Source organism: Daejeonella sp., from assembly GCF_049655485.1.
GTDB lineage: Bacteria > Bacteroidota > Bacteroidia > Sphingobacteriales > Sphingobacteriaceae > Daejeonella.
Genome location: NZ_JBASJU010000105.1, coordinates 37762 through 50898, shown reverse-complemented (window position 1 = coordinate 50898; position 13137 = coordinate 37762). Strand labels below are relative to the sequence as shown.

Annotated in this window: 14 protein-coding genes; 4 read left to right on the top strand and 10 right to left on the bottom strand. The window is 40.9% G+C overall.

What is annotated here, in order from left to right; translation table 11 throughout:
* The first annotated feature begins 21 nt into the window (after positions 1-21).
* Positions 22-2766 (top strand): efflux RND transporter permease subunit, encoded by a 2745-nt coding sequence (locus WBJ10_RS04375; protein ID WP_424288315.1) that lies wholly within the window; start codon positions 22-24, stop codon positions 2764-2766.
* A 16-nt stretch (positions 2767-2782) separates the two neighbouring features.
* Positions 2783-4084, top strand: coding sequence for a TolC family protein (locus tag WBJ10_RS04370; RefSeq protein WP_424288314.1), 1302 nt, complete (start codon positions 2783-2785; stop codon positions 4082-4084).
* Positions 4085-5058: 974 nt separating this feature from the next.
* Here WBJ10_RS04370 and WBJ10_RS04365 read toward each other — a convergent pair.
* The gene (locus tag WBJ10_RS04365) at positions 5059-5400 is read right to left on the bottom strand and encodes a winged helix-turn-helix transcriptional regulator (RefSeq protein ID WP_276348999.1); all 342 of its coding nucleotides are present in this window, start codon (positions 5398-5400) and stop codon (positions 5059-5061) included.
* Positions 5401-5550: 150 nt separating this feature from the next.
* Here WBJ10_RS04365 and WBJ10_RS04360 point away from each other — a divergent pair, with 150 nt between their 5' ends.
* Positions 5551-6423: an SDR family oxidoreductase gene (locus WBJ10_RS04360; protein ID WP_276349000.1), complete on the top strand. Its 873-nt coding sequence runs from the start codon at positions 5551-5553 to the stop codon at positions 6421-6423.
* Positions 6424-6473: 50 nt separating this feature from the next.
* The gene (locus WBJ10_RS04355) at positions 6474-6830 is read left to right on the top strand and encodes a nuclear transport factor 2 family protein (RefSeq protein WP_276349001.1); all 357 of its coding nucleotides are present in this window, start codon (positions 6474-6476) and stop codon (positions 6828-6830) included.
* A 336-nt stretch (positions 6831-7166) separates the two neighbouring features.
* Here the strand turns inward: WBJ10_RS04355 and WBJ10_RS04350 are convergent, their stop codons facing one another.
* The 9 genes from WBJ10_RS04350 to WBJ10_RS04310 all read right to left on the bottom strand — a co-directional run bounded on the left by WBJ10_RS04350 (position 7167) and on the right by WBJ10_RS04310 (position 13114).
* Positions 7167-7331, bottom strand: coding sequence for a hypothetical protein (locus tag WBJ10_RS04350; RefSeq protein ID WP_276349002.1), 165 nt, complete (start codon positions 7329-7331; stop codon positions 7167-7169).
* A 19-nt stretch (positions 7332-7350) separates the two neighbouring features.
* Complete coding sequence (locus WBJ10_RS04345; protein ID WP_276349003.1) at positions 7351-7476, bottom strand: hypothetical protein; 126 nt, start codon at positions 7474-7476, stop codon at positions 7351-7353.
* 164 nt (positions 7477-7640) lie between these two features.
* Positions 7641-8765, bottom strand: coding sequence for an MBL fold metallo-hydrolase (locus WBJ10_RS04340; protein WP_276349004.1), 1125 nt, complete (start codon positions 8763-8765; stop codon positions 7641-7643).
* 117 nt (positions 8766-8882) lie between these two features.
* Positions 8883-9671, bottom strand: a complete 789-nt coding sequence (locus WBJ10_RS04335) for a dienelactone hydrolase family protein (RefSeq protein ID WP_276349005.1) — start codon at positions 9669-9671, stop codon at positions 8883-8885.
* 118 nt (positions 9672-9789) lie between these two features.
* Positions 9790-10821 carry an aldo/keto reductase gene (locus WBJ10_RS04330; protein WP_276349006.1) on the bottom strand — a complete coding sequence of 344 codons (1032 nt, stop codon included), beginning with the start codon at positions 10819-10821 and terminating at the stop codon, positions 9790-9792.
* 276 nt (positions 10822-11097) lie between these two features.
* A complete protein-coding gene (locus WBJ10_RS04325) occupies positions 11098-11874 on the bottom strand; it encodes an SDR family NAD(P)-dependent oxidoreductase (protein WP_276349007.1) in 777 nt (258 codons plus the stop codon).
* Positions 11875-11878: 4 nt separating this feature from the next.
* Positions 11879-12379, bottom strand: a complete 501-nt coding sequence (locus WBJ10_RS04320) for a glutathione peroxidase (RefSeq protein ID WP_424288313.1) — start codon at positions 12377-12379, stop codon at positions 11879-11881.
* Positions 12379-12687, bottom strand: a complete 309-nt coding sequence (locus WBJ10_RS04315) for a hypothetical protein (RefSeq protein ID WP_276349009.1) — start codon at positions 12685-12687, stop codon at positions 12379-12381. Before WBJ10_RS04315 ends, WBJ10_RS04320 begins: the two co-directional genes overlap by 1 nt.
* Position 12688: 1 nt before the next feature.
* Positions 12689-13114, bottom strand: coding sequence for an organic hydroperoxide resistance protein (locus WBJ10_RS04310; RefSeq protein WP_276349010.1), 426 nt, complete (start codon positions 13112-13114; stop codon positions 12689-12691).
* Positions 13115-13137 lie beyond the last annotated feature (23 nt).

Genomic DNA, 13137 nt, shown 5'->3' with positions numbered 1-13137 from the left:
AAGCTTAAAAACGGGACCCTTTTGTTAAAAGCCCAGTTACCACAAGAGGTTTTGGGCATAGTAGTGAACAGCGAGTTCGGCAGCACCTCCGCTGTGCTGCTGGCAGTAGAGTCTAAGACCAGGCCTTATAAAGATCTACAGAAGCATGTAGAGGAAATGGAGGATCAACTGCGGGGAATTAATAGTCTGGCTAAAATTACCCGGGTGGGCGCCATGAGCGAACAAATTAGCATCTATGTAGATAACAACAAGCTCATTAATTACGGCATTACCTCGGGTTCGCTGATGCAGGCTTTACAGAAGGAAGGTGCCATTAACCCGGCGGGCAGCCTGAACGGCTATGTAATTGACCGGCCTATTCATTTAACCTCCTTCTTTAAATCGGAAGCCGACCTGGCCGACCAGGTTATCCAGAGTAATGCGAATGGCAACGTGATTCGCCTGCGCGATATTGCCACCATCAGACGGGAATACGAAAACCCCGAGTCTTATGTAACAGCCAATGGCACCAAATGCATTGTTATTTCGATGGAAATGGCTACCGGGTATAATATTGTACATTTTGGGGAGGAAGTGGAAGCCCGTCTGCAGCAAATTCAAAGTAAACAGCCTTCCGATATCAATATCACCAAGCTGGCCAACCAGCCGGAAGTAGTAGATGAGTCTATTTCCCACTTTATGAAGGAGTTCGGCTACGCTCTGGTGGGGGTGATCATCGTGGCCTTGTTGTTGCTGCCTTTCAGGGTGGCTTCGGTGGCAGCAGCTACTATACCAATCACAATTGCTGCTACGCTGGCTATTATGTACTTATTGGGGTACGAATTAAACACTGTTACGCTGGCGGCCCTCATTGTTGTGCTGGGCATAGTCGTAGACGACCCGATTGTGGTCATTGATAACCACGTCGAAAAGCTGGATGATGGCTTTTCGGTTTGGGAGGCAGCCAAAAGTAGCGCCGTAGAGCTTTTCCCGTCGGTATTTACGGCCACGCTGGCCATTGCCGCCACTTTTGCCCCGCTTATGTTCTTTATGGAAGGGATAGCGTCCGATTTTGTTGGCATGTTCCCCTTCACTATAATTATTGCCTTATCACTTTCGCTGATTATTTCCATGCTCCTGGTGCCGTATTTTAATACTATGTTCATTAAAAAAGGGCTAAACCATGGCAAATCTATTACCGGAAAACCCTCTATGCTGGATAGGGTGCAAAAAGTGTTCGACCGCCACATCAGTAAGGCCATTAATCATCCGGTGTTAACAACTATTTTTGCTGTTCTTTCGGTGGTCATCGGAGGGGCATTAATGGCGCTTTTGCCGCAGCAGTTGTTCCCAAAGGTTGAGCGCAATCAGTTTGCCATGGAAATTTATCTGCCGCAAGGCTACAATTTGTCGCAAACCGACAGCGTGGTGAAAAAGATGGAAGGCATCATGGCACAGGACAAACGCATTGTTTCGTACACCAGTTTTATCGGAACGTCATCGCCCCGTTTTCACACCCTTTATGCGCCCAACCTGCCGGCCGAGAACTATGCCCAGGTACTGATTAATACCACCACCCCAAAAACCACCGAAGAGATTCTGAGGGAATACGAGACGAAATATAGCAATAGTTTCCCCACGGCTTATGTCCGGATGAAACAGCTTACCATGGTACCCACCCCGGCGCCCGTCGAAGTTCGTATTGCAGGCAACGATATAGCGGCGCTAAAAAAAATAGGCGCACAGGTAACAGAAATAGGGGAAAAACAGCCCGGCATTACCTGGGTCCGGACGGATTATGAGGAAATGAAGGAAGGCATCCGGCTGGAGGTAAAGCACAACGAAGCGGCGCGTTTAGGGCTGACCAAAAAGGATGTGGCCGACATCGTGGCCATAAACATGCAGGGCTTGCCAGCCACCCAGGTGTGGGAAGGCAGCTACCCTTTAGAGGTTAAAATAAAGACCAGCGAAGCAGTAAGAAGCAGTACCGATGCTTTGCTCGACTTGCGAATTCCGGTGAAGCAATCCCAAACCGTATTACCGCTGCGCCAGGTGGCACAAATTTCACCAGAATGGCACCAGGGCCAGATCGCGCACCGCAACGGGGTTCGCACCCTGACGGTGCGCATGGACTTGACCCAAAATGCCGTAGCCAACAACGTACTTGGTGACATACAACCCGCTATTAACGCATTAAACTTACCGGAAGGCGTCAGCATGAGCTATGGCGGGGAGCTGGAAATGCAGGAAGAGAATATTGTACCAATGGGGCTCTCTCTGGGGATGAGCGTGGTTATTATTTTCCTGATCCTGGTCTGGCACTTCCAGCGCATCAAGCATGCAGTGCTTAGCCTTACCACCATGTTCTTAAGTATTCTAGGCGCTTCCCTGGGCCTCATGCTGATGCAATACCCCTTTGGCTTTACTTCTTTCTTAGGGCTTCTAGCCTTGTGCGGTATTGTAGTCCGGAATGGTATTATTCTGATTGATTTTGCCGAAGAACTCCGGGAAAAAGAAGGTCTTTCGGTAAAAGAGGCAGCCCGGGTAGCGGCTGAACGCCGGATGCGCCCTATTTTCCTTACTTCATCGGCGGCGGCCGTGGGCGTTATCCCCATGATTGTGAGCCGATCTACCCTTTGGGGACCGTTGGGAACAGTAATTTGCTTCGGACTGCTGGTTTCAATGCTACTGACGCTTTTTGCCTTGCCTACCTTGTACTGGTTGGCCTTCCGCAAAGAAGATGCTAATAATCCGGAGAGTAACGCCGCACCAGTGTCAGCTACTTAAATATAATGTGGATATTATGAGACTCTTTTTAACGATTATATTTATGTGCCTAGCCTTACTGGCGCAGGCCCAGGAACATACAATTTCCCTGGATAAAAGTAAACAGGCCGCTTTAGTCTATAGCGAGGCAATAAAAAACGGAAAATTAGATATTGCTTCGGCAGAAACAGATGTGAAGGCGGCCAAATCTGCTTATCTGCCCTCTGTGAGCCTTACTGGGGTGGGGGTGTATGGTTTCAAGGATTTGATTGGCCCCATGCCGCCAATGCTTGAACAAGGGATTAACAATTTCTATTTTGCCGGGGCCAGCGCTACTCAACCGGTGTATGTAGGCGGTAAAATCAGAACCACTAATCAACTGGCGGCCCTGCGGCTGGAGGTAAATAAAATCAGGGCTAAACAATCGGTTGATTCGGTTTTGCTGGTCACAGAGCAGAAGTATTGGAATCTGGTCAACATCCAGGAACAGCACAAAACGCTTTTGGCGAACGAAAAGCTATTGGACGGTATATTGAAACAGCAAAATGACCTGCTGGCTTCCGGCTTGATAGCCCGCAACGACCAGTTAAAAGTAAAGGTGCAGCGCAGTAAATTATTGCTCAACAAAAGCAAACTGGAAAACGGAAAGAAACTGGCCTTGCTGGACTTCTGCGTGTACATTGGCATTCCCTACGATTCGCTTTTAGTGATGCAGGATATTTTGGTAACTTCTTCCTTTCCTGCTTTGGTTGCAACGGTTCCAGATACTTCCCTGGCGAAAAATGATTCCTACCGCTTGCTGCAAAAAAGTTTGGAAGCGGAAAAACTGCAAACCAGATTAACCCGGTCAGATTTACTGCCTACGGTATCGATTGGAGCAAATGTGGCACAAATTGGGAGTGTGAATAGTGGTTTGGGTAGCAGTTTTATGCCGGTGGCTATGGGAACGATAAGCGTGCCTATTTCGGATTGGTGGGGCCAGGGAAAGCAGGATTTGAAAAAACGCGTCATAAGCGAACAAAAAGCCCAACATAATTTTGAAGTGGCCCAGAACCAGTTAAAAGTCGGCATTACTAAAGCCTGGTATGACCTGACCGATGCCCGGAAAGAGATTCAGTTTGCTAAGGAAAACCTGGAACAGGCCAAGGAGAACCTCAAAGTAAGCCAGGATAATTACGCCAGCGGCCTGATCGAAATTCCTGAATTAATGGACGCCCAGACTTCTTACCAGGAGGCATCCAGTGCGCATGTTAATGCTTATGCTAATTTTCAGCTTAAAGTAGCTGTTTACCAGTATTTCACCGGAAATTTAGACGGAACGATAAAAATAAACCATTAAAATTCTTTTTACTTATTTCAAAATGTAACTCACTGTGTTAAATATTACTGCCGAAGATACTTTTCAGCTAATGAAACTGTATGGATCATTCCCGCCGATTTCAATCATGTAAAGAAAATAACCTTAAAAAAACTTAACTTAACTACGCAAGATATAAACTGGTTTTTAAACGAATTAGAATGGAAACGCGCAGTAGAAATCCGGGAAAATTTTATTCCCTTGCAACTTACGGTAGAAGCTTTCATTGAGTTGATCCTTGCCCAAAGCAATATACATGATAAAGCAGCCTGATAAACCTAATACAGGCTTATGCCTATACTAATAATAGCTGGTATTTTTTTACTCTGGGACTGGCACGTCATGGTATAATAGTTTAGTTGAATCCCAAAGTAGATTGTAATGCCGCCTCTTGCTTTTTAAGATTGTTTAGTCAGTCCTAAGTTTAACCAGACAACACTTAGTTATTTAAGCCCCTGCTTAAAAGGTGAAATAGCTAAGACATTATAAAGAGATGATGCTGAGATCGTAGCCAAATTCCAAATGTATGAAGGTGCTAAGCTTTGAAATGTTTACTCTTCTGAAAACCAGTCTTAAGGATGGTAGCAGATCATAGATTGGTACCAAAAGACTAGTATTATTGCTTAGCATGTGGTATATTTATTAATTTCAGGGAAGCTTACAAAAATGGGAAGCTTGCAAAATCTTAATTAATCTTCCTGCTGATTCAGCAAATACATTCGACTTTCATAAAGCAGATGAACTGATAAAAGCAGGTGAGATGGCTGCTAAAGAAGTATTTTCAAAATATTTAAATTCATAAACTATAAAAATCTCAGTCTATTTATTTGGCACTACCCATCCCGATTTTTCTATTGGTAAGCTTCGCAAGCAAACCGAAAATTCCATATTTGCCATCGTGCCAAACATTCCTCACCGCGAAAAAAAGAAACATAAAGTGCAAGACTTACTTAGTCTTATCTAAAAATAATATTTCGGTGTTGCTGACCCCAATTGTGTAATTCATTAATCAGTTTCTCTAATGTCCTACCGTATTCTGTCAATGAATATTCCACCGTTACAGGAGAAGTATCAAAAACGGTTCGCTTAACTAATTGGTTTATTTCTAAATCTTTCAGCTCTTTCGATAGCATTTTTCCGCTTATCCCTTTAACTTCTCTTTGTAATTCCCTAAACCGGTGGTTGCCCAAAAACAAAGCAAAAATAATTGGGAGTTTCCACTTTCCGCTAAGAATATCTAGTGCATCGCTCACAGGAAGAAGTAGTTTGTTGCATTCTTCTTTTATTTTTTCAGCCATTCTGTATGGAGTATTTTGAAATGATTTGCAAATATAGTTTTTTTTCAAAGCAGGTTTACCAAAGGATACTAGTATCCTTTGGTAAACTGGTTACAAATATAAACCATATATAGTTAAGTTTGCAAGTAAGAATTAAAAACCAAAAAAATTATGATACTAATTACAGGAGCCAACGGACATTTAGGGTCGGCCACTATTGAATTTTTAATGAAAAAAAATCCTGAGACCCCAATCAGGGCATTGGTAAGAACCGAAGAAAAAGGAACTGCATTCAAAGAAAAAGGAGTGGATATTGCTATTGGAGATTACTTCAACTATGATTCGCTGCTTGCCGCCCTGCAGGGTATTGATACCCTTTTATTGGTTTCATCCAGTTCCATAACCGGACGCTATGAACAGCACGCCAATGTTATAAAAGCGGCAAAGACAAGCGGTATACGCCATATCGTTTATACCAGTGTCCTAAAATCTTCACCTGAATCTAAATTTAGTGCCGGAATTGACCATGTAAAAACCGAAGCTGAAGTTAAAGCTTCAGGCATATCATATACCATCATGGGCAATACCTATTATGCTGATTTTTTGCCGATGCTGCTGGGTGATTTTAAGGAAACCGGTACCATTTATTACAGCTCAGGTGATGCAAGGGTTAATTTTGCCACTCGAAATGACATGGCAGAAGCCAATGCGGTAGTACTTTCCAATCCATCAGCCCATCAGAACAAAGTGTATAATATTACTGCATCTGCAGCTTATACATTTAAAGATATTGCCACTATGCTTTCAGATATTGTAAATAAACCCATCCAATATGTGGAAATTCCTCTGGAGGATTTGAAAAATGGCATGCTGCAACATGGCTTGCCGGAAGATGTTGCTGTTATGATGACAAGTATTGCAGAGACTATGAAAGCCGGTGAATTTGATTATGCTGATGATACCTTAGAAACATTAATAGGTCATAAACCTCTGGATTTAAAGGATTTTCTTAAAACTGTTTATTCACCACCGGCACTTACATAGTTATTTGCTGTAAAACCAGAATTATTCCATACACGAAAAAATATCAAACCATGAATTTAAAAGAAAAAATCGAAGACCTGAATCAAATGATTCTTACAGGTAAACAAATGGATGCCTTTGAAAAATATTATCATGAAGATGTGGTAATGCAGGAAAATAATCAATCTCCTACTGTTGGAAAATCAGCCAATCGAGAGAGAGAAAACCAATCAGTGCAAATGGTGGAAGCATTTCACGGAGCGGAAATAAAAGCGGTTGCTGTTGGCCCAGACGTTACCATGGTCGAATGGATGTTTGACATGACTTATAAAGGAGGTCATCGTGCAAAAATGGAACAGGTAGCGGTACAAAAATGGAAAGACGGACAAATTATTCACGAACGGTTTTATTATAATTCACCTAAATAAATATAAAAACAAGCACTCTAAATCCTTAAATTCTTTCTATGACAGAATTTTGGCGTAACATCAATCGTAACGATTAAACGAATAATCATTACATCCCGGGAGTTTGCAATATCGGGAAAGAAGAAATAAAAAGACGAAAATTCGCTGCTTTAGCATCACTGGTGGTTACCGTTATCCTCATAATGGTTTTATTGATGCTGCCTGAAAACCGACCGTGGAGATTAACGCTGTTTGTTCCAGTTACATCTTTCGCAGTTAGTTTTCAGCTGTGGTATTTCCGTTTCTGCGTTGCATTCGGGATAAAAGGATTATTAATTTCGGAAATCTCGGAAAAAATTACACAGTTGAACAAGCCAACTTCAGAAAGAAAGACCGTGCAAAAGCATGGCAGATGATAAACACAGGCATATTGGCAAGCATAATTGCCGCTTTGATAAATGCGGATTCGATGACGTTGTAATTGGCCTTTCGTCTTCTCTTACCGGTAATTACTTCGCTCATAACATTTTGTAATTAAAAATCATCCAATTCTAAAACTTCTATTGCTGAATGCAGGTAATAGTTCTTCAAAAGTATCTTCAATATTTGCGTTCTCATCCATCATGGCGAACACAGACTTAATATTAGAAAATATATGAGATGTCATAGATTTTGGGTTTACTGTGGCAAGTTTCACCATTGCATAAAATCTTTCCTATTCATATTTAATACTCATTAAATAATAAAACAACTCACAACCTTAAATAATCAGCTTGCCAATTTTAATGTTTTGGATATTGTTTTAGTTTGTGATTCTACTTTTGTTGGCAATTAGTTTATCCCTTTCCACCATTGATCAAATTGTTGTGGAATTTCTTTCAGCAAAACAACTTCTCCTATCTTTGGAGTTATTAATGGAATGTTTGCTTTTTGGGTGTTTTCAAAAGCTCTTATCAGAGGTTCGTTCCAGGCATGATTACCCAAAGCAAATTTTGAGGAATGCACCGTAAAGAGCCGTTTTGCGCTCAAATCGTTGGCAACCTGTACAATTTCCACGGGCAACAGATGCACGTGTTTCCAATTTTCATTGTATTGACCGTTTTCGATAATTGCCAAATCAAAAGGGCCAAATGTTTTTCCAATTTCAGCGAAATGTTTGTCATAGCCACTATCGCCACCAATGTATATTTTCATGGTGGGTGTTTGCAATACAAAAGAAATCCATAGAGCTTGGTTACGTTTAAAACCACGACCCGAAAAATGCCTGGCCGGTGCAGTATAGACCACGGAACCCGGTTCTAAAATTTCTTCCTCATTCCAGTCTTTTTCAATAATCATTTCTTTGGGAAAACCCCAGCTTTCAAAATGAGCACCCGTGCCTAGTCCGCAAATGACTTTTTTGATTTTCGGCTTTAATTTTTTGATGGCATTGTAATCCAGGTGATCCCAATGGTCGTGCGAAATAAAGAGATAATCTATTTCGGGGAAATCTTCCGGAGTATAATTATTGGTGCCTTTGAATGCTTTTATTGAAAATGAAAGAGGGGAGGCGTACCGGCTTAAAACGGGATCAACCAATATTTTTTTTCCGTCAATCTGCATAAAATAGGAGGAATGTCCAAACCACACCAGCAGGTCTTCGTTTTTGTCTAAATGCAACAGGTCGGTTTTTACGGAAGGAATTTCATCAACCGGTTTTACCCTTTTGCTTTTCTCAAAAAGAGATTCTTTCATAATGGTAAAATAGCTAACACCTTCCGACATAATTGGGGTTAGACTTTGGTTTTGAAAAGCACCATCGTGATAGTTGGGCGATTTTTTAATGCGTTCTAATCGTTCTCCTGTAGGTAATTTTCCGAATTGGGGTTGTTGCATAAAAATAACAACAGAAAACACCAATAATACAATGATGACAATGAGTATATACATTTTTTTTATGGATTTGGTATTTTTCATTTTTATGAGTTACCCAATTCAATCCTAAAAAGTTAAAAGGGGTTGAAAATTGCCAAACATCATAGCCCAGGGTTTAAACCGTGGGCTATGATGGAATAAACAACAACAAAAACCGTTTTAACGGTTTTTGTTAAAAATCTCATCAAAAAACTGTTTCATCGCTATCCAGGAACGCTCATCGGCTATTTTGTTATAGGCCAATCCTTTTGATGGATCATTACCATTGTTTATGTTAGAAAATCCGTGAACAGCGCTGCTATAGGATATAAGCTGATAATCTGTTCCGGCTTTGTTCATAGAACTTATAAAGGTGTTGAACTCTTCCGCACTCACAAAAGGATCTACTGCTCCATGGCACACCAATACTTTGGTTTTAATATTTTGGGCATCGTCAGGATTAGGTGTGCTTAAACCACCGTGAAAACTAATCACACCTTTTATCCCAACTCCGCTACGTGCTAATTCCAAAACGGTTGTCCCACCAAAGCAATAGCCCATAGCCGCAATATTGTTGACATCTACTTGCTTTTGTTTTTTGAAAACAGACAATGCAGCCTTGATACGGGAGCGAAGCAGTGTTGTGTCTTGTCTGTATTTGCCTGCATTGGCACCGGCGGACTGGAAGTCGGTAAACAAAACGCCTTTACCAAAAATATCGGCTGCAAAAGCTACATAACCTAACTGTGCCAATTTATTGGCACGGCTCTTTGCATAATCATCTATCCCCCACCATTCGTGAACTACTATTACGCCCGGTTTTGGAATTTTTATAGCATCATCATAATACAACCATCCTTGTAAAATGGTTTCACCGTCTTTGTATTCAACAGCTCTTGAAACTACTTTTGCAGAAACTTGAATACTTGTAAAGAGTATTACTGCAAAAAAGATTACTATTTTTTTCATCTGTATATAATTGTTTTTAATGGTGATGAAGCTTGCATGAGCTTATATTCATATCGCTGAGTGAGCGGTAAGCTCATGCAGGTTTCATTTCTTATTATTTTCTGGTTATTTAAGTTGTTTAAAAAAAGAAATCCCCGTTGGTTCTGTCTGCTGCGGTGAATTGGAGCATCCAGTGCGGATAGATGGGGGTAAGTTTGGTCAATTCATCTAAATGTGCCACATCTTCGGTTGTCATTTCCCACGTAGTCGCTTTAATGTTGTCTTCAATCTGATGTGGTTTGGTGGCTCCTATTAAAACTGAGGAAACGATAGGCTTTCTCAACAAATAATTTAAAGCGGCTTGTGCAATTGTTGCATTATTTTTATTAGCAATTTGCTCCAAAGCATCTACAATGGCATATCCCTTTTCCGGATTAATTTGAATAAAGTTTTGTTCTTCGTTACTTCTTCTGGTACCTTCTGGCATAGGTTGGTCTTTACGGTATTTTCCTGTTAAGAAACCACCTCCCAGCGGCGACCATGGCGTAAGTCCCAGACCCTGATCCTGGAGCAAAGGAACCAATTCATATTCGACATCCCTGGAAATAAGTGAGTATATTGCTTGTAGAGAAACAAATTTTTCAAAATGATTTTCTTTTGAAATAGCCAATGCCTTCATCAACTGCCACCCGGTAAAATTGCTTGCCCCGATGTAGCGGACTTTTCCCTGACGCACCAAATCCGTCAAAGCACTCAAGGTTTCTTCCAACGGTGTAATGGGGTCAAAACTGTGTACAATGTAATGATCAATATAGTCAGTACCCAATCTGCGTAAACTATTGTCACAGCTTTCAATAATGTGCTTACGGGAAAGCCCCACATTATTAATTTCTTTACTCATTCTGCCACGTACTTTGGTGGCAATCACCACTTCATTGCGTTTGTCTTTAAGGGCTTTCCCTAATATTTCCTCCGATTGCCCATGTGAATACACATCAGCAGAATCAAAATAATTGATGCCGGCATCCAAAGCAATATCCACCAGTCGTTTGCTGTCCTTGTAATCTAAACTTCCTACAACACTCCAGTAGCCACTGCTACCAAAACTCATGGTGCCAAAACAAAGTTCAGACACTAATAAACCAGATTTACCTAATTGATTGTATTTCATTACCTTTTTTTTAATTGTACGTTAATTGTTTTAAGATTTAACAGATAGTTTCCGTTAAAATGGGTTTCAATTCAAAAGCATTTGCCAATAATTCAAATGATTTTCTGCGAGCTTCATAGTCAACAGCCATAGTGGTTATCATAATTTCATCGGTTCACGGTGGCTGTAAAATTCAGACATGCCCATACAACCAAGTCCTACAGCAGACACTTCTAATCCTTGATTTTCTAATTTTTTTTTCATATGCTTTTATTTTTAACTGAATTTATTTTTCCCTTACTTCAATTTGCTTTTCCATGCTTCAAATTCAATGGCCACAATTCGCTGACCTGTTATTCCGTTGCTTTCATCGGACGAAAGAAATACAATTGGTGCAGCCATCACATTGGGGTTTAATAACTGAAAATATTGAATAATTTCTTCCCTAAACTCATTTGGTATCATGCCTGTTTCAGTAGCACCTCCAGGCAGCAACATATTAACGTCAATATTTTTTTCCTTTAAATCCTCTGCCATAATCAGTGACAACGATTCAGCACCTGCTCTTGATGGGCCATAAGGCACAAATCCTTTGCGGCGCATCGTTTCGTAGTTCATAGAGATGTTTATGATTTTTCCTTTGCCGGCTTGCAAAAAGAGGGGTACAAAAGCTTTGGCAACCAGAAAATACCCGGTGAGATTGGTGTCGATGAGGTTACGAAATCCTTCGGCAGTTACTTTATAAAATGGCTCTGGCTTTGATAAAAACGAAGGATTCACCGTGCGCATACCAATACCTGCATTATTAACAAGCACATCTAGTATTCCCCATTTATTTGTTACCCACTGTACGGCGTTTTCTATTTCGGTTTCGTTTCTCACATTCATCATCAGTCCGTATACTTCTGCATTAAGCGCTTTTACTTCTTCAACAGCGTTATGGATTTTTTCTTCCGAGCGCCCGGTAATTAGAACAGATGCACCTGCTGCAGCCACAGCTTTTGCCATGGCTAAACCAAGGCCTGAAGTGGCTCCTGTAATAATAATTTTCTTTCCTTGAAGATTGTCTGACATTATTTTAATAATTTATTATTTTCAAAATATCTTTTTCAATGGCTTCCGGCTTAGTGGTTGGTGCATATCTTTTTAGCACTTTTCCGTTTTTATCAATCAGAAACTTGGTGAAGTTCCATTTGATTTTGCTTCCCAAAAAGCCGCCTTTCTTACTTTTTAAGTAGGTGTAAACAGAATGTTCATTATTACCGTTTACATCCACTTTTTCAGTAAGTTGAAAGGTTACTCCGTGATTTATTTTGCAGGCTTGTTCTACTGTTTCATTTGTCTCCGGTTCCTGGTTCCTAAACTGTGCCGAGGGGAAACCCAGCACTACCAAACCTTTGTCTTTATATTTTTGATGTAGTGCCTCCAGCCCTTCAAACTGCGGTGCCAGTCCGCATTTGGTTGCCGTGTTTACGATCAATACATTTTTCCCTTTGAAATCTTTCATTTCCAGGATTTCTCCATTGGGCTTTTTAGCCTGCAGAGTATAAAATTCTGTTTCCATAATATTTTTTCCCATTACATTTTTGCTTTATCTAAAAAAACAATACTTAGCATGATGCTGATAGCCACAATCCCCAAAAAGAAAACAAGTACAGACATTTTGTTTTGAGAATTGATTTTGCTGTATCTAAAAAGCAGATAACCAATAACGATGTTAAACAAGCCCCACAATAGGTTTACTATTGGCACCGAAAGCCCTTTGCCTGGGGGATCAGCAAATGGTGAGGGAAAGGGGTTTCCGGAAACACCATTTACAAAATGGGGTACTGCATTGGCCAGGAACATGCCAGCAAAAAAGGCTGTCAAATAATGGTACCATTTCATATTAATCATGATTAGTTGATATTAATTCTACTTCAATGTTGTTTCGGGTTGCATTGGAGTACGGGCATACCTGATGCGCCTTTTCAGCAAATGCTTTCGCCTGCTCAAGATCAATCCCGGGTATGTTTATATTCAATTTCACAGCCAGTTGAAAACCGCCTGTTTTGTTTTTGAAAATGCTCACATTTGCTTCAACTGTAGTAATGCCGGTTTTTATTTTTTCCATCCTTATTACTCCGCTCAATGCACTGTCGAAACAGGCAGCATAGCCTGCAGCAAACAATTGTTCGGGGTTTGTGTAATCGTCATTAGCGCCACCTAATGCTTTTGGAAAACGGACTTCCAGGTTAAGTACATTATTGTCGCTTTTTACGTGTCCGTTTCTACCGCCAGTTGCAGTAACAGTGGATGTATAAAGTATTTCCATTTTGTCTGTGTGTTTTTTGTTGT